The organism is Parabacteroides gordonii MS-1 = DSM 23371 (genome assembly GCF_000969825.1).
Lineage (GTDB): Bacteria > Bacteroidota > Bacteroidia > Bacteroidales > Tannerellaceae > Parabacteroides > Parabacteroides gordonii.
Genome location: NZ_KQ033922.1, coordinates 181,707 through 199,304 on the forward strand (window position 1 = coordinate 181,707; position 17,598 = coordinate 199,304).

Annotated in this window: 17 protein-coding genes and 1 pseudogene; 16 read left to right on the forward strand and 2 right to left on the reverse strand. The window is 45.2% G+C overall.

Annotated elements, in window-relative coordinates:
- Window positions 1–149: 149 nt before the first annotated feature.
- The 12 genes and pseudogenes from HMPREF1536_RS28405 to HMPREF1536_RS26200 all read left to right on the forward strand — a co-directional run.
- Window positions 150–254: pseudogene (locus HMPREF1536_RS28405) on the forward strand (type II toxin-antitoxin system HigB family toxin); the annotation flags it as partial.
- A 7-nt stretch (window positions 255–261) separates the two neighbouring features.
- The gene (locus HMPREF1536_RS26150; RefSeq protein WP_028727507.1) at window positions 262–621 is read left to right on the forward strand and encodes a helix-turn-helix domain-containing protein; all 360 of its coding nucleotides are present in this window, start codon (window positions 262–264) and stop codon (window positions 619–621) included.
- 460 nt (window positions 622–1,081) lie between these two features.
- Window positions 1,082–1,537 (forward strand): HU family DNA-binding protein, encoded by a 456-nt coding sequence (locus HMPREF1536_RS26155; RefSeq protein WP_028727508.1) that lies wholly within the window; start codon window positions 1,082–1,084, stop codon window positions 1,535–1,537.
- A gap of 453 nt (window positions 1,538–1,990) precedes the next feature.
- Window positions 1,991–2,845 (forward strand): hypothetical protein, encoded by an 855-nt coding sequence (locus tag HMPREF1536_RS26160; protein ID WP_028727509.1) that lies wholly within the window; start codon window positions 1,991–1,993, stop codon window positions 2,843–2,845.
- A 1-nt stretch (window position 2,846) separates the two neighbouring features.
- On the forward strand, window positions 2,847–3,548 hold the full coding sequence (locus HMPREF1536_RS26165; protein WP_028727510.1) for an Ig-like domain-containing protein: 702 nt from the start codon (window positions 2,847–2,849) through the stop codon (window positions 3,546–3,548).
- A 203-nt stretch (window positions 3,549–3,751) separates the two neighbouring features.
- Window positions 3,752–4,099, forward strand: coding sequence for a HigA family addiction module antitoxin (locus tag HMPREF1536_RS26170; RefSeq protein WP_028727511.1), 348 nt, complete (start codon window positions 3,752–3,754; stop codon window positions 4,097–4,099).
- Between the two features lie 310 nt (window positions 4,100–4,409).
- Window positions 4,410–4,955, forward strand: a complete 546-nt coding sequence (locus HMPREF1536_RS26175; RefSeq protein WP_028727512.1) for an FHA domain-containing protein — start codon at window positions 4,410–4,412, stop codon at window positions 4,953–4,955.
- Between the two features lie 469 nt (window positions 4,956–5,424).
- Window positions 5,425–6,642 carry an MFS transporter gene (locus tag HMPREF1536_RS26180; RefSeq protein ID WP_028727513.1) on the forward strand — a complete coding sequence of 406 codons (1,218 nt, stop codon included), beginning with the start codon at window positions 5,425–5,427 and terminating at the stop codon, window positions 6,640–6,642.
- A gap of 72 nt (window positions 6,643–6,714) precedes the next feature.
- Window positions 6,715–8,148, forward strand: a complete 1,434-nt coding sequence (locus tag HMPREF1536_RS26185; protein WP_028727514.1) for a TolC family protein — start codon at window positions 6,715–6,717, stop codon at window positions 8,146–8,148.
- Window positions 8,149–8,183: 35 nt separating this feature from the next.
- Window positions 8,184–9,176 carry an HlyD family secretion protein gene (locus HMPREF1536_RS26190; protein WP_028727515.1) on the forward strand — a complete coding sequence of 331 codons (993 nt, stop codon included), beginning with the start codon at window positions 8,184–8,186 and terminating at the stop codon, window positions 9,174–9,176.
- A gap of 12 nt (window positions 9,177–9,188) precedes the next feature.
- Window positions 9,189–10,376, forward strand: coding sequence for an ABC transporter permease (locus HMPREF1536_RS26195; protein WP_044192007.1), 1,188 nt, complete (start codon window positions 9,189–9,191; stop codon window positions 10,374–10,376).
- Window positions 10,360–11,544, forward strand: coding sequence for an ABC transporter permease (locus HMPREF1536_RS26200; protein WP_028727517.1), 1,185 nt, complete (start codon window positions 10,360–10,362; stop codon window positions 11,542–11,544). The genes HMPREF1536_RS26195 and HMPREF1536_RS26200 overlap by 17 nt, the downstream gene beginning before the upstream one ends.
- Window positions 11,545–11,568: 24 nt before the next feature.
- Here the strand turns inward: HMPREF1536_RS26200 and HMPREF1536_RS26205 are convergent, their stop codons facing one another.
- Window positions 11,569–12,039 carry a helix-turn-helix domain-containing protein gene (locus HMPREF1536_RS26205; protein WP_028727518.1) on the reverse strand — a complete coding sequence of 157 codons (471 nt, stop codon included), beginning with the start codon at window positions 12,037–12,039 and terminating at the stop codon, window positions 11,569–11,571.
- A 339-nt stretch (window positions 12,040–12,378) separates the two neighbouring features.
- On the opposite strand from HMPREF1536_RS26205, the gene HMPREF1536_RS26210 reads away from it, so the two are divergent.
- Both HMPREF1536_RS26210 and HMPREF1536_RS26215 read left to right on the forward strand, forming a co-directional pair.
- A complete protein-coding gene (locus tag HMPREF1536_RS26210) occupies window positions 12,379–14,109 on the forward strand; it encodes a serine protease (protein ID WP_028727519.1) in 1,731 nt (576 codons plus the stop codon).
- A 9-nt stretch (window positions 14,110–14,118) separates the two neighbouring features.
- Window positions 14,119–14,574: a hypothetical protein gene (locus HMPREF1536_RS26215; RefSeq protein ID WP_028727520.1), complete on the forward strand. Its 456-nt coding sequence runs from the start codon at window positions 14,119–14,121 to the stop codon at window positions 14,572–14,574.
- Window positions 14,575–15,064: 490 nt separating this feature from the next.
- On the opposite strand, the gene HMPREF1536_RS26220 is transcribed toward HMPREF1536_RS26215, so the two are convergent.
- On the reverse strand, window positions 15,065–16,288 hold the full coding sequence (locus tag HMPREF1536_RS26220; RefSeq protein ID WP_028727521.1) for a DUF763 domain-containing protein: 1,224 nt from the start codon (window positions 16,286–16,288) through the stop codon (window positions 15,065–15,067).
- Between the two features lie 109 nt (window positions 16,289–16,397).
- Here HMPREF1536_RS26220 and HMPREF1536_RS26225 point away from each other — a divergent pair, with 109 nt between their 5' ends.
- Complete coding sequence (locus HMPREF1536_RS26225; RefSeq protein ID WP_225608113.1) at window positions 16,398–16,913, forward strand: DsbA family protein; 516 nt, start codon at window positions 16,398–16,400, stop codon at window positions 16,911–16,913.
- A 5-nt stretch (window positions 16,914–16,918) separates the two neighbouring features.
- Window positions 16,919–17,563 (forward strand): hypothetical protein, encoded by a 645-nt coding sequence (locus HMPREF1536_RS26230; protein WP_028727523.1) that lies wholly within the window; start codon window positions 16,919–16,921, stop codon window positions 17,561–17,563.
- The last annotated feature ends 35 nt before the right edge of the window (window positions 17,564–17,598 follow it).

Genomic DNA, 17,598 nt, shown 5'->3' on the forward strand with positions numbered 1-17,598 from the left:
TGACGCTTTTGTGTAAAGAAAGGCTATCCGTGATGGATAGCCTTTTTTGCGTTCTACCAAAATAACATTTGTTTATTTTGGTTTTGAAATATGAAATTTCATTTCGAAATATAGAACCATATTCCTACCTTTGTAAAAAATAAATAGCAATGGGGATATTTACGGAACAGGCATTAAAAGAATATGCAGAAAAGTATCCCGACTCAAGAGTCGCTCTTCAAGAATGGACAACGATAGTAAAACAGAGTAAGTGGACTAATTATGATAGAAAATCAGGCTCAATATGAATGGGCAGTTAAAAGGGTAGAGGAACTTCTTCCACTAGTGGATGACAATACTACACTGAATGATCCTAATAGCATAGAATTAGAGCTTTTGTCTAATCTTGTGGCTGATTACTCAGAGGAGCATTATGCTTTAGGAGAACCAACTTTGGTGGATGTACTAAAACTTCGCATGTATGAAATGGGACTTAATCAAAAATCATTATCCAAACTGATAGGAGTAAGTCCTTCCCGGCTTAGTGATTATATCTCTGGTAAATGTGAACCGACTTTGAAAGTTGCCAGGGAAATTAATCGGAAACTGAATATTGATGCTAATATAATACTCGGAGTATAACCTATTTTATTTACTTGATAAGTAGACCGACAGCTACTTATTGAGTAGGTAGTATGGTTACTTACTAAGTAAGTTGCAGTCTACTTATTAAGTAGATTTCGCCTTACTTAGTAAGTAGGCTTAGCCCTTGTTTAGTAGCGTGTCCGGGCTTTGATGGAATAATCTTTTTTTATAAAATATCTCCAGAGAAATTTTGTTATATCAGAAAAAGAATCTTATCTTTGCATTGTCAAGAAAGATTGACTTCATCGATTTTAATAAATGCAACTAGTAGCATTTATTTTGGCTTAAATCTAAATTAAGCCGGTCGGCTAGTTATTCTGCCGACAACATTTTGCCCACTCTTACAAAAGTAAGTCTGTTGCAAGAAGTGGGAGGGAAACTTTTCTTCTAGAAGGGGGAAGAAAAGGGGTAGAGTATCTCTTCGATCCTTATTATAATCATTTTATTTATATAAAATATGGCACTAAAATTCAGACGTGTCAAAAAGTCGTTCGGTTTCGATAAATCGAAGACCGAGAAGTATGTGGTGGTTCCCGAAAGGGCAACCCCAGTGGGATTTGAATATCTTTGCGAGCAAATCGCATTGATATCGGGTGTTAACAAAGGTATGGTGCGAGCAACCTTATTTGGGTTGGTTTCTTCCATGAAAACCTTCATTCAACAGGGGCACACTGTGCAGGTGGAAGGATTCGGGAGTTTTATCCCGTCTTTTAATGCCAAGAGTAGCCTTGTTGAAAAGGATGCAAATGCTGAATCCATCCGAAAGATGAAATTACGTTTTGTTCCGTGTGCGGAACTGCGTGAAATGATGGAGCGGATGAGAATGGATTTCAATGACAAAGACAGTACTAACGATACTAAAGAATCTGATTCTCCTTCCGGAGGTGAGGACGACAGACCAGTAATCGAATAGTTCACGATGTTATTTTAAAAGTTACTCCCCGGGTCGATATTTTTCGACTCGGGGAGTTTTATTTTTTAGGGAAGCCTTGGAAATAAAGAAAAAGTCTATATCTTTGTCTCGTTCTCACGCCGATTTTACGGGTGGGAGCAGACATATATTTGAAAGGCGTTTATTGACGTCTTGTCTTCGGTATCTCAAACTTCGCAACTTTGAACAAAGAGAAGACAGGGCAGCGGTAGATGTCTGCGGTGATTTGTGAAATTGTATACTTCATGCGTCTTTTGGCGCATGAATGTATATTTTTGTACATATCGGCGTGGGCTTCAACGTTGCTTATCCTCTTTGTTGGGCATGCGAAGGCCTGAGGTACGGGATAAGTGACAGACGAATCCCGCGCTTTTTTTGTATATGCTGATTTATAAGAACTAGTCACTAGTTATTAATATTTTAAATGTAAATCAGATGAATACAAAAAGTATTTTTCTATTGTGTATGTGGCTCTTCGCCACATGTTTCTTGCAGGCACAGGATAAGATGCCGCAAGCAGTTAGTTACCAGGCTGTAGCACGTGATGCACAAGGTAAAGTGGTTGCCCAAAAGCCAATAGGCATCCAGGTTGAAATTCTGAAAGGTTCGACTACCGGCACTGTCGTTTTCTCCGAAACGCATTCTCCAACAAGTAGCAAAACCGGAACGGTCAATCTCCTGATCGGTCAAGGTACACGCAAAACCGGTACATTCTCTTCCGTCGATTGGGGAGCAGATACCTATTATCTGCAATTAAGCATGGACTTGAACGGTGGAAGTAATTACGAAAAAGTTTCGACAACACAGATGTTGCCTGTTCCTTATGCGTTGTATGCAGCAAAGGCTGGAACGGTGGAAAATGGAGGTGGAAGCGGTAATGGTAGCGGTAATATCGCAAAATTTGTTATTATGTCAGATGATGACGCTGAAGAGCTAACCAAAGTGTTGAGGGGAGATATAATAGAAGAGGAAGCAAATTCAATAGGGACAGGATACTTTAGTTTTGAACTGGATATTATATATTTAGATGGAACAGATCAGGAGTTAGATGCTGTTATAGAAAATTGGCCCGCTGGAACTAAGATTGGAGATAGTTATGGGACAGAAGATGAACCTTACGGAGAACATGTCCTATTGCCTTCTACATCAATGTGGCATCACTGTCTTATATCTGCTTATAATATACCGAAAGGAACTCATGAACTGAAAATGCTTATAAAGAATAAATATGGTACTATACTAAAGGAATATCCTTTTACACTGAAAATTATTGATAGAAAATATGAATAACATGAAATATCGACTAATTTTCATTTCATCCTTCTTTCTTCTTCCCGCTCTTCAAGCCCAAGTATTGGACGGAACTTTTAGTTTTATAGGAGAAGAAACAGCTACTTCCGATATTCTATTGACAGCTATCGGAGGTCAACCTTTTGAAGGTATGACTGTTGAAGCGCCGTTATCTTACGGTTTTATCGAGGTGGTTTCCACAGCCAACGAATATACGAACGTCTCGGCTCTAACTTTAGAAAAAGATCTGGTTTCGGCGGAGGTTGGGGAGCAGTTGCAACTGACAGCTGCTTTTTCTCCGGCAGAGGTGGATAACCCGATGCTCGGTTGGTATTCGTCAGATCCTTCGGTAGTGGGGGTAAAGGATGGTGTTGTTTCTGCCTTGCAAGAGGGAAAGGCTACGGTAACGGTCGTTTCGGCTAGCGGTGTTTTTGCAGATCAGTGCGAGGTGACGGTCAAGTCCGATCCTACTTCAATAGAAATGGTGAATAGCAGCAACCGCATATATCCTACTGTTACCAAGGATTATCTTTATGCCGATTTGCAACAACCACAAACGATTTATATCATAAATGTATCAGGTAAAGTATGTGAAAAAATCCAGTGTCAGACTGGACGGAATACAATCACGATGCAGACATATCCTACCGGAGTCTATTTTATCCGCATGGATAGTGAAGTCGTTAAAGTGATAAAACGGTAGAATCGTATCATTCTGCCAACCCAAACTTTTCTCCGGAGTAATTGGATTTCTTCCCGATTGCTACCGGAGTTTTTATAGTATAAATATGCTGTAAAAACATTTTCCTGGGTGATCCATTGAAAGTATCCTTTGGATGGTGAAATTATCGCTACGATATGTAATATAACAGAGTTGTCGAATCATTATAAATAGGAAGAATTGATATGAGTGCTATTGGACAAGGGGGAGATCCCCAAATGACTGCTAATAATCTTACTCCCGCATACCCGACTCACCCGGGGGAGATTTTGAAAGATGAGATAGAGTATAGGGGAATATCACAGCGTAAGCTGGCGAAACAAATGGGGTTAGCATATTCTGTTTTGAACGAAATCTTGAACGGGCATCGTCCAGTCACAGAAAAGACAGCTTTACTTTTTGAGGCCGTTTTGGGGGTCGATGCAGAACCGTTGATGCGCCTTCAACTTAAATACAATATGCAGGCCACCCGCAAAGACAAGACTTTTATGGAGCGACTGGCTGAAGTGCGTAAAATTGCTGCAGTGCTTTGAGTTTAGAAAATATTATCCGTGTGAATAGTGAAATCTTAGCATAGTAATATGTCGTAAAAACATGTTATGCAGCATATATTTGTTAAATCATATTAAAGGTGTGAGAAAAACAAGCGAAATATTATGCTACATAACATAAAGTCTCTATATTTGCACTGTGTTTTTCATGGTATTAGATTTAAGGTTAACAATGAAGATTGGCTGTCCGTGATGGATAGCCTTTTTTGCGTTTATAGGGATGTTGATCTTTGTATCCGTAGAAAAATCTTATCTTTGTACTCCTTTAAACGTAAATGCTTCAAATAAAGATATGAAAAGAATATTCTGCCCCAAATGTGATAATCAGTTATCGTTCGATGAAACTAAATATCCGGATGGACAAGTGTTGGCTTTTGTGTGCCCTCAATGCGGTTCCCAATTTAAGATAAAACTTGGAAGAAAGACCGTGCGTACGGAGTCTGGCCAGGAGAAAGAGGTGAAAGAACCGGATTTCTCTTGTGGCTACATTACTGTGATAGAAAATGCGTTTGGTTTTAAACAGGATCTGCCGCTTGTGATGGGGGATAATGTGATTGGCCGTCGTAACAAAGATACAGAGGGAGTAGACGCTCCGATTATTACCGCCGATCCCAGTGTAGGGCGTAAGCATTGCATTATTAATGTGAAAAAGAACAAAGAAGGCAAATTTATTTATACCGTCCGCGACTTTCCCAGTCTTACAGGTACTTTCTACCGGAGTGTTCTGCTGGGGAAAAAGGAGCAGGTACGAATAGGAGAGGGAGCTATCATTACTATGGGAGCTACTACTTTTATTTTACATACGGCAAATGAAGGAGAGGAAGAAGAGGATTTTTAAATAAACTTTAGACGCTGTACCGGAGTGAAAATAGTCTCTTACATCAGGGCGATAAGGGAGATAGGGGGAATTGGCGTAGGTTTCGGGAGAGATGGATACAAGATTTCCTTTCATCTCCGGTACAGTTCTAAAGTTTAATTCTCATTATTCATGCTTTTTGTTTAGTTGTTCAACGATAAAACAACTGGAAGGCCGTTTGGCTCAAAGTAGTTTACATAAAGAATCAAAAAGAACTGAAAGAAAGGTTCTGCTAAAAGCCAGTGTTAATGCAGGTAGTGCTTTATAAACCAAAGCAGGGGACTCCTTTCTTGCAGTAAATCTAAATGTTAATTGGAATATTTTTACAATTGATTTCTGCCTGTTTTTAACACTTCTGACTTACTATTTCGTCTAATTATACCGGACGGAAGGTTCCTTATCCATTATTTTATATGTACTTTTGCGGCTCAATAGGCAATAGAGGTTACAAATGGGACAAAATAAGGTAGAGTCGGCAAGTGGGATTACCTTCCGGATTTTAATTGCGTTGAGCATATCGCATTGTATAAACGATTCGTTACAATCTGTTATTACAGCAGTTTATCCGTTATTTAAAGACGATCTGGCATTGAGTTTCGCACAGATCGGATTGATTACATTGGTTTATCAATCTGCGGCTTCCGTATTTCAGCCGCTTACCGGGTTGTATTTCGACAAGCATCCTTCTCCGTGGTCGTTGCCCATCGGGATGAGTTTTACTCTGATCGGTTTGCTCAGTCTGGCGTTTGCCAACTCCTTACATTGGGTGCTGTGTTCTGTCGCTTTGATCGGGGTAGGGTCGTCGATATTCCATCCGGAAGCGTCGCGGTTGACATCGTTGGCTTCGGGAGGGAAGAGAGGGCTGGCGCAATCGCTGTTTCAGGTAGGAGGGAACCTGGGAGGGTCGTTGGGGCCGTTGCTGGTGGCTATTCTGGTGGCTCCTTACGGGAGAAAGCATATTGCTTTGTTTTCTATCCTGGCTTTTGTGGCTATTCTGATAATGACTTCGGTAGGACGTTGGTACAAAGGCTTGCTTCTGCGGTTTAAGCGCGAGGATGTTGGTTCTTCAAAGTCTCATATTGAAATGCCGTTACCTCTGGGGAAAACTGTTTTTTCCATTTCCATCCTGTTGATCCTGATCTTCTCCAAATATATTTACATGGCCAGCCTGAACAGTTACTATACGTTCTATCTGATCGAGAAGTTCGGTGTGAGTGTTCAGTCTTCGCAGTTGTTCTTATTTATCTTTCTGATAGCGACTGCGCTTGGTACACTAATGGGAGGACCGATCGGTGATAAGGTGGGACGTAAATATGTTATCTGGGCTTCCATCCTGGGGGCGGCACCTTTTTCTTTATTGATGCCGCATGTACATAGCTTGTATCTGACGGCTGTACTTAGTTTTTGTGTCGGACTGACTTTATCTTCTGCTTTTCCGGCTATTCTGGTCTATGCACAAGAGTTGCTGCCTTATAAGTTGGGACTTATCTCCGGATTGTTTTTCGGATTTGCTTTTGGCGTGGCAGGGATCGCTTCGGCTGTATTGGGGAATCTGGCCGACCATTATGGTATTGAAAGTGTATATAATGTTTGTGCTTATATGCCGTTGATCGGGCTGGTCACCTGGTTTTTGCCCGACTTGAAGAAAGCCTCTAAAAAAGGAAGTTAGCCCGCTGAACAATACCCGAGAGGGCTTTGTTATTAATCATAAATTTCGCACAAACTAAATTTAAACGCATTTATGATTAATAACTTAACGCATTTCAGTATTGGCTTGCTACTCTTTTTCCCTGCCGTTACTTTTGCCCAGACAGAGACTGTCGACCTGAGTCTGGAACAGTCGATGGAGCTGCTTCAAAAGGAGAACCGGAGCATTCGGATAGCAGGAAAAGAGGTGGAGTTAGCAAAGAACGAACACCAGAAGCTGAACTCTTTCTGGTATCCTTCCGTCAGTGCAGCCGGTGCCTTTGTACATATGTCGAATCCGGTGGAGGTAAGACAGCCGCTGGATCAATTCACCGATCCTGCAAAAGATTTTGTTCATTCCATCATCCCCGACGATCAGTTTATCTCCTCTATTCTGGATAAGATCGGGCAGAACACACTGACACTTCCGCTTATCTCACAAAATATCACGTCCGTCGATGCCAATGTTACCTGGCCGCTTTTTACCGGGGGAAAACGTATTTGGGGTAGTAAGATCGGAAAGACGATGGTCAATATAGCCGAAGTCAACCGTGAACAGGTAAATGCCAACCAGCAATCGTTGCTGATTGAAAGTTATTTCGGCTTACGTCTCGGCCAACGGGTGGTTGCCGTGAAGGAAGCTACTTACAATTCCCTGAAAACACATTACGACCAGGCTCTCAAACTGGAACAGAACGGAATGATAAACCGTGCCGAACGTCTCTTTGCCCAGGTAAGCATGGATGAGGCCAAGCGCGAATTGGAATCTTCCCGCAAGGATCTGGAGGTCGCTGCACAGGCATTGAAAAGTCTGTTGAATATGGAGGAAGGAAAAGAGATCAGTACGACGACCTCCCTGTTTATAAACGAGAACATCCCTTCCGCCGATTACTTTAAAGAGTTAGTCCCCGCCAACAACTACCTGGTCAACCAATTGAAACTACAGGAAAATATAGCAGGGAATGAACTGAAGATCGGCCGTTCCGGTTATCTCCCGGAAATCGCCCTGTTCGGAAAACAAACGCTTTACTCGCATGGCGTGGATAAATACCTGATGCCCCGTACAATGATAGGTATCGGCTTTACCTGGAATATATTCGACGGACTGAACCGCGAAAAGAAGATCCGCCAAGCCCGCCTGACCAGCCAGACACTGGCTATCGGGAAAGACAAAGCGGTGACGGATCTGAAAGTAGGAGTAGACAAGTACTACACCCAGCTCCAGAATGCGCTCGATAATGTAAAAGCCCTGAATACAACGCTCGAAATGAGTAACGAACTGGTTCGTATCCGCCAGAAGTCTTTTCAGGAAGGAATGGCGACCTCTACCGAGGTGGTGGATGCAGAGGTGATGCTGTCGAAGGTAAAGACCGCTTTTCTGCTGGCCTATTACCAGTATGATGTCGCATTGATCAACCTGCTGTCTATCTGCGGTATCCCGGAAGCATTCCATCAGTACCGGCTGGAAGGAACGACAGAGATAATATGAAACAAATCGAATAAAACTAAACACAAATAATAATTATGGATAATACAAAGAAATACCTGACGATCTCCTTTATCGTGGTGCTGGTCGCCGTCATAATCATATCCGGTGTCGGAATGCTTTTGTTGAAGAAGAAGCCGGTCATCCTGCAAGGCCAGATCGAGGCGACTGAAATACGCATATCCGGTAAACTGCCCGGACGTATCGATACCTTTTTGGTGAAAGAAGGACAGAATGTAAAGGCCGGCGATACGCTTGTCGTGATCAATAGTCCCGAAGCCATGGCAAAATATCAGCAGGTGAACGCATTGGAGAACATCGCCCGGTTCCAGAATCAAAAGATAGACCAGGGAACCCGGAAGCAGATCGTCGCCTCTGTGCTTCAACTGTGGAACAAATCGAAATCCGACCTTCAGCTGGCTAAAACAACTTACGACCGTATTACGGCTCTTTATAAAGACAGTGTAGTCACTTCCCAACGCAAAGACGAAGTGGAAGCCCTCTATAATGCCGCCGTCGCCAACGAGCGGGCGTGCTATAATGAATACCAGATGGCGCTGGACGGTGCACAGATACAGGATAAAGAAAGCGCCCGTTCGCTGGTGACAGCCGCACAGGGTACCGTCAGCGAAGTGGAAGCCCTTTTGCAGGATGCCCGCCTGGTAGCTCCCGAATCCGGCCAGATCTCCACTATCTTCCCGAAACGCGGTGAACTGGTTGGAGCCGGCATGCCTATCATGAACCTGGTCGTACTGGATGATGTACACGTCGTACTGAATGTGCGTGAAGACCGCCTTCCCTTATTCAAAATGGGAGGCACCTTTAAAGCGGATGTTCCCGCTATCGCGACAAAAGATATTGAGTTTAAAATTAATTATGTCAGTCCCCTGGGCAGTTTTGCCACCTGGAAATCGACTAAACAAACCGGAAGCTACGACTTGCGGACATTCGAAATCCATGCCCTTCCCGTAAAGCCGGTCGACGGACTGCGCCCGGGAATGTCAGTCCTGGTTAACTTGGGAGAACAGTAATCGGTGCCGTCTATGAGTAGTAATAAAAAACAACATAGTCCTTTTTACAACGTACTTCACCGGGAACTGCGCCGGATGGTTTCGCGCCGTCTGTATTTCGGAGCCTGTATCGTGTTGCCTCTGTTCTGTATCTTCTTCATGTCCACCATATTCGGTAACGGGCAGATGGAGAATATTCCGGTGGGCATTGTCGATCAGGATCAGACAGCCTTGTCGCGTGAGGTGATCCGCCAGGTGGAGGCTGTCCCCACTTTCCGGGTGACACGGCATTATGTCGACGCCGAGACAGCCCGGAAAGCGACACAGGCAAAGGAGATATACGGTTATCTGGTGATCCCCGATCAATTTGAAGCCAATGTGACGGGTGGGAGACAGGCCACCTTATCCTACTATTATCACTACGCCTTGCTGAGTGTGGGAGGTGAGGTAAGAGGCGCTTTCGAGACTGTGCTGCGGACGCTCTCTATGTCGCCGATCGTTGCAGAGGCCGTTGCCATGGGAATCAACCAGAAGCAGGTAACGACCTTTCTGGTGCCGATCGAAGGACAGAACCATCCGTTGTTCAATCCCGACCTCGATTACTCCGTCTACCTGAGCAATCCGTTCTTCTTCATCTTCTTCCAGGTGATTATCCTGCTGGTTACGGTTTATGCCGTAGGTAGCGAAATCAAATTCGGTACCGGCGATGACTGGATACAGACTGCCGACATGAATATGGTAACTGCCCTTTTCGGGAAACTGTTGCCCTATACCGTCATCTTCTCCCTGATGAGCATTCTGGGGAATTACGTCATGTTCGGAATGATGAATATCCCTTTCTCCTGCGGATTCTGGCCATTGAACCTGACGAGCGTCCTGTTTGTGATAGCAACGCAGGCATTGGCCGTCTTTCTGTTCTCTCTGTTTCCGGCAATCAGTATTATTATCAGTATCGTGTCAATGGTCGGCTCGCTGGGAGCCACCTTATCGGGCGTTACTTTCCCGGCTGCGGCCATGTATGCCCCGGTGTATTATGCTTCGTTCCTGTTTCCGGTGCGTCATTTTGTCGAGATCAACCAGAACCTGCTTTACGGAGATTACGGGTTTGCCTATACCTGGTGGAACTTCAGCGCCCTGTTCTGCTTTATACTCGTGGCATTGCTGATATTGCCACATTTAAAAAGAGCTATATTAAGTCATAAGTATGAAAATATTAAATAACATAAAAGCCGGCCTGGCCGATATATCCTCTATCATCCGGACAGAGTTTAAAACGATTGCGGGTAGTTTTGCGATTGTGCTTGTCCTGATGGGAGGGATATTCATGTACGGGCTGCTTTATAATTATATGTATGCCCCCGACCTGGTTCGTAACGTCCCGGTCGTTGTTGTCGATAATTCCAAAACAGCCCTGAGTCGCGAATATATCCGCCTGCTCAATGCCACGCCGCAGGTAGATGTGATCGCTACGGGCGAGGATAACGTACAGGCTAAAGAGTTGATGAAAATGGACGAGGCGGCCGGTATCCTCTACCTGCCATACGACTTTTCCGACCGCGTTTCCCGTGGCGACGAGTCGGTCTTTATCATGTATGAAACGACCAGTGCATTCCTGTACTACCTGGCGATGCAGGAGGCCTCGGCTTCGTCCATGCTGGCGCTTAACGATCGTTTCCGCCCGGAGATGCTGGTGTTCCTTCCTTCCGAAGATGCCGCGCAACTGGCTTCTGTGCAGCCTATCAATGTGGTCGGAACCGCCCTGTATAATTATACGGAAGGCTATGGAACTTATCTGATCCCGGCTGTCCTGATCGTCATTATGTTCCAGACATTGTTGATGGTGATCGGTATGGTCAGCGGCGACGAGCGGCAATTCCATTCCTTGCGGAACTATTCGCCTTCGTTGGGACAGGCCATGCGGCTTGTCACCGGAAAGACGTTTGTCTATATGCTGCTGTATGCCGTCTTTTCCCTGTTCTTATTGGGACTGATCCCTTTGATCTTCGATCTGCCGGACATAGGGAATGTATGGAATATCATCATGCTGCTTATCCCGTTCCTGATGGCTACCAGTTTCTTCGGCCTGACGGCATCGCTGTTTTTTACAGACTCGGATGCACCTCTGCTGATGATCGCCTTCTTCTCCGTCGGCCTGATCTTCCTTTCCGGAGTGTCTTATCCGTTGGAACTGATGCCCTGGTATTGGAAACTGTCGCATTATCTCATCCCGGCGGCCCCGGCAACCTTGGCGTATGTGAAGCTGAATTCGATGGGCGCTTCGATGGCCGGGATTCATACGGAATATATTACGCTATGGATACAATGTGCCGTTTATTTCCTGTCAGCCTGTTTAGTATACCGGTATAATATAAGGAAATCGCATCGCTGATTGCGCAGATCCGGGGGAGCTTCTTTACGACGGTAATTTGAAGCGCCCCAGGTCGTTCTTTTGGCGCAGTTCCCATCGCCGGGTCAGTGGAGGGCATTTATGGGCACGTACGATGCGGTTCGTGAAGTTGACACCTTTTCCCATGCCGCAATAACGGGCGATTTCAGTCATGCGCAGGTCGGTGTAGCGCAACAGCTCGTCTGCCATCAGCAATTGCCAGGCCGCAACGAACTCCGAAAGGCAAAGGCCGGTCGCGATACGGACAAGGTCGCTGAGGTCGGGCTCTTTCACGCCCAGCCTGACGGCCAGTTGCCGTGCGGAATAGACCTGGCGGCTCATGAGGGAGATCATCTCGTCGAACACATCGAGCCCTGTGTGGATGCGGGTGTCCGGCAGCGGAACGTATTCGTATGTCCCGTCTTCGTGATAGCGGCGCATGGTCGTAAAAGGAGGTACGAACAGTTGCTGGACGGTAAATTGCGGTTTCCTTTTCATCTTTATAGGGTATTAATTCGTTACAAAGATACGTTTTTATATCAATATGTGTTTAAAGTATAATTTCATTTTATGAATTTATACTATCAAATAGTGTAAGTATAAATTCTATAAATAAGATTATATCTTCAAATGATGTAAGTATAAATCTGTAAAATCGATTTATATCTTCAAATAGTGAAAATATAAATTTCTAAATAAGAATTATACTTTCAAATAATGTAAATATAAATTCATGTAAGTAGAAATGACATGACACGATCTTTTTCTCCTGTTGGAGGTCTACGAAGGCAATAAAGTATTACATTTGTCGGCATATCTGATAACATGAGAAAAGAAATGAAACGAACACTACTACTATTTATTTTGATTTGTTGCCATCTATTGCCGGTAACAGCACAGAAAAACGCCCCTAAATGGATGGACAAAAGTAAAAAAGCCGTTGTCTTAATCACTACATACGGAAAAGACGGAGCCAAACTGACCTCGGGAACAGGTTTTTTTGTTTCTGAAACGGGTGATATCCTTGCCGCTTACGATCTGTTTAAAGGCGCGGAAAAAGCAACCGCAACCGATACGGAAGGCAAAACATATCCGGTGACAACCGTTATCGGTGCCGACGAGCTATACGACGTTATAAAAGTAAAAGCAGAGACACCCAAGAAGGTTCAGTTCCTGCCGATCGCTTCCGATCCGCTGGCAGTGGGGACGGAAGCCTATTTGTTGACTTACAATACGGCTAAAAACGCAGTCTTTGCACAAGGCGCAATTACCGAAGTCAGCAAGTTGAAAGATCCTTACAGCTATTATAAGTTGTCTATCCCTTTGGAAGATGACCGGGTAAATTCACCGATCCTGGATGCCGAAGGCCGGGTGTTCGGACTGGCACAGGCGGACGCTACCGGTAAAAAGGACGTTTCGTATGCCGTTTCTGCTTCGTATGTCAATAGCCTGGCTATCGCATCTACCGATTTCCTGAATACGGTTTATAATAATATAGGTATTAAAAAAGCATGGCCCGCCGATGTGGAACAAGCCCAGGTCGCTTTATTCCTGAAAGGCAGCACGCAGGATGCTAAAAGCTATCTGGAAACGTTGAATGATTTCATCGCCACTTTCCCGAACTCGGCAGACGGCTACCTGAACCGTGCTTCCCATTATGCCAGCCGCCGTGCAGAACTAGCTTCCACACCGGCTGAACAGGCAAAATATCTCAATATGGCCTTGGCAGACATCAACACCGCTTCAAAATATAGCGACAAAAAAGGCGATGTCTATTACAACCAGGCAAAACTGATCTATAACGTAGCCGCCGGAGATACCACTTTGACCGATCCAACCTGGTCTGTACAGGCTGCACAGGAAACAATCCGGAAAGCGATCGAGGAGGAAGACCTTCCCGTCTATCATCAGTTATCCGGTGATATCTATTTCTTCCAGCGTGATTTCGAGCAGGCATATAATGAATATATGATCGTGAACAACAGCGATCTGGCATCGCCCACTTCTTTTTACTGGGCTGCTAAAGCGAAAGAAAATATTACAGGCTTCAATATCGGTGATATCATTGCCCTTCTGGACGGTGCGATCGATAAATGCGGTTTGCCGCTTACTTCCGAAGCCGGCCCTTATATCCTCGAACGTATCGACTGGAAACTTCGTCTGTCTCAATATGATGCCGCTATTGCCGACTACGATTTGTATTATAAGGCTATGAACGGTGATGTGGGCAGCAGCTTCTACTATTATCGCGAACAGGCTAAATTCCGTTCCGACGACCTGGAAGGTGCCCTGGCCGATATCAAAGAGGCGATCCGCCTGAGTCCGGATGTTCCCGACTACCGTGCTGAAGAGGCTTCCGTCTATGTCCGCATGAAAAACTATAACGACGCATTGGCAAGTATCGATAATGCCTTGAAGGTAGCTCCCGATTTTGCTGCCTGCTATCGTCTGAAAGGTATCTGTTATGTGCGTCTGGAAAAGAAAGCCGAAGCTTGCGAAGCATTGAACAAAGCCAAAGAGCTGGGTGACCCGTTGGCAGAACGACTGATAAAAGAACATTGTAAATAAATACCGGATATGAATAAGGTGAAAAGTGTTTTTATTGTAGCCATGCTGGGATTTTGCCTGCTGGGAACAACCGGTTGCAAAGGCAAATCGGGACAAAAAGAGGTAAAACTTGAAGCGCAAGCTTCTGTTAATACAACTCTTTATGACAAAACATTACCGGAAATCAAAGAATTGGTGGACGGTAAATGGGAGTTGGTCAGTGGTCAGAATGCCCGCGAAACCTGCGAGTTTGAAAACACTTTCATCCAATTCAACGGAGATAAATACGTCTGGACAGAAGACAACAAAGACGAACCCGGCGACCTGAACTGGCGAAAGTCTGATACGGGTGCCGGCTATGAAGCTTACCTGATGGATGTCTTTTATGCAACCAACCCTTCCTACCCGTTAGCCATCAGCGGCGATACATTGTTTATCCAGGATTGTACGGAGACGGCTTATAAATATACGCTGGTCAGAAGGTAATCTACTTTTGGCTTGATCCAAAAGTAGTCAAAAGATCAAGGCTGCACCTGGTTCGCTACTCCGCATCCTGCGTTCGCTGTCGCCTCCGAACTCGCTTCGCTCAAACAGCGGATGCTCTGGGCGCTCACTCCGGCTGCTGCGCTTAACGCTCACCAGCTGAGGCCTCTCTTAGAAAGCGGAGCTTTCTGTGGGGATTGCCGACACCGTCTGTTTTTTTAGCGATCCCGTGTCAAGCATGGGATGACAGGACTGTGGTAGAACAGGCTGTATCTGTAGAACAGGTAGTATCGGCCATCCCCATAGAACGCGGAGCGTTCTTGGAAAGGCCTCAGCGGGTGAGCGTCCGCGAAGGTGAAAGACGAAGCGTTCGGGAGACTGCGCTGTTTGAGCGTAGCGAGTTCGCAGGCGACAGCGTAGTCTTTCGCCGTAGCAGCGAAGCCGGTGCAGCCTTGAACTTTTGGTTACTTTTCTTTCAAGAGAAAAGTAATAATCAATCCCATAAACTTAATTGTATTCCCCCCTTTCCTTTATCCTCTTTCTTTAAAGGCTTTTTCGCATCGCCGAAAACAGTCTTTCCACCATACTTATAGGAAGTATCCCGTTCATGCTGTACCCAGTCGTCGAAGTAATTACTCGGAGTATATCCTTTTTCCATCTCCTGGGATATCTTGGATAAATTCTTTAAAGCATCCGATTTCTCTTTATCGCCGAGACGCGCCTGGCGTATCGCTTTATCGAATACCTCGACCGTCTCATCATAGACGCTTGTCGGAATCGGAAACGGATGCCCGTCTTTCCCTCCGTGAGCAAACGAGAAACGTGCCGGATCAGAGAAGCGGGAGGGAGTCCCATGTATCACTTCACTGACCAACGTAAGTGATTGCAACGTACGCGGGCCGACACCTTCCAGCAAAAGCAACGACTCCATATCAGTTACATTCGTCTCGTGTGCCAGAAGCAAGGCGGCACCTAGCCGTTTCAGGTTCACATCTTCCGCTTTCACCTCATGGTGGTTAGGCAGAATAATGGATACCTCGCGCATCAGCTTATCCGGTGTCTCTTTGGTCAATTCCACAATCCCGTCTTTGGTAGGAGTAGCCAACTTATCCGTCAGGTTGAGTATCAATCCCTGATTTCTGCCGCAAACAGAAGTATGAGGTTCCTCCATAAAAGAACGCAGGGAGGAAGAAAGCCAATGATAGCGGCGAGCCATACGCTCATTCGGGTTCATCCCTTGCTGTATAACCGCCCATTCCCCTTCTTTAGTAACGATAAATGTATGCAGATAAAGTTGGAAACCATCCTGTACGGCTGTATTATCTACTTTGGCTGCCAGTTTGCTGTGTCTGACCAACTCGTTTCCATTCAACCCGGTCTTGTCGGCTACTTCCAGAAGTTGGTTGGGCGTCTCCCTCGAAAACTTACCTCTTCCTCCGCAAATATAGACTCCCAGTTCTTCCGACCGGCAATTGATCGCTTTCCTCAACGCATTCATCACAGATGTCGTGATGCCGGACGAATGCCAGTCCATACCGAGTACACATCCCAGCGATTGGAACCAGAAAGGATCGCTTAATCGTCGTAATAATTCCGGGCGGCCGTATTCGATGACGATCGCTTCGGCGATAGCTCCTCCAAGCAAACTCATCCGTTGAGCCAGCCAGGGCGGGACTGTTCCGTAGTGTAATGGTAAATCAGCTGTACCTCGTTTCATATATGCGAAGGTAAATAAAAAACAAAATCAAATCAGTTAATGAAATGCTAATAAAGCAACAAAAGAAATGGTAGCAGTGTTATTATTTAGAAATCAAATAGTAACAGATATGTATTTGGAAGTAAATAAGAACGATCATGTTCAAGGCCCGGTCAATGCACCGATAGAAATAATTGAGTATGCGGATTTCCAGTGTCCTTACTGCGGAAAAGCTTATCATATAGTCAAAGAGATACAGAAGAAGTTCGGCGACAAGATTAAATATGTGTTTCGTAATTTCCCTCTGACAGAATTGCATCCGCATGCGTTGCATGCAGCTATAGCTGTGGAGATAGCCGGTTCCTACGGCAAATTCTGGGAGATGCATGATCTCCTTTTCGAACATCAGAATGCGTTGGATGACTATTACTTATTGGAATATGCGAAGAAACTGGGAATAAGCGCCGCTGATTTTGAAGCGGATTTCGGTAAAGATCGTTTCTACCAGAAGGTGAAAGACGATTACGATTCCGGTATAGAGAACGATGTTCAGGGAACACCGACATTCTTCGTTAACGGAGAGCTCTATGACGGCAACTGGATGACTTCCGAATTCGTGGAGTATCTGGAGTCTTTAATATCTTAGTAATCATGAAGAAATTAAGTTTGGTTATATTGACCTCTTTCCTGTTGGTTGCCTGTGGTGCCTACAAATATCTCGATTTGGGGATGTTGACTACCGGGATGACCATTGCCGAAGTGGAGAACCTTATGGGGCCTCCCGAACGGGTATTGGCTGTCAACAAGAAAGATGGTTATGTGCAGGAAGTGTTGGAATACCGGACAGGCAGAAATGAAGTATATGCCCTGGAGTTCTGGGATAACTACCTGACGGGTTACGAGTATCTGTATGACGATGTAAATTACCTGCCACCGGCAGCGCCTCCTATGGTATTCCCGGATTATGGCCGTCCGATTTACATCTATCCACCGGATCATCATCCCAGCCATCCCAATCGTCCGAACAAACCCAACCGTCCGAATCGTCCGAGTCGACCGGAATCGAACCGACCCAGCCGCCCGGAATCCAATCGTCCGGAGTCGAATCGCCCTGAATCCAACCGTCCGGGTCGTCCTGAAACCAGCCGTCCACAGACGAAGCCTTCAGAAGTAACCCGCCCCTCAAACAGCGGAACAAGTAACCGGACAGAACAATACACCAATCCAACAAACAGTCAGTCAAAAACGAATGACAGATCGAATACAAGCGGAAGGAATGGGGGACGGAGACAATAAGTCTTTAGCTATCCTGATAAAAATAAAAAGCTCCT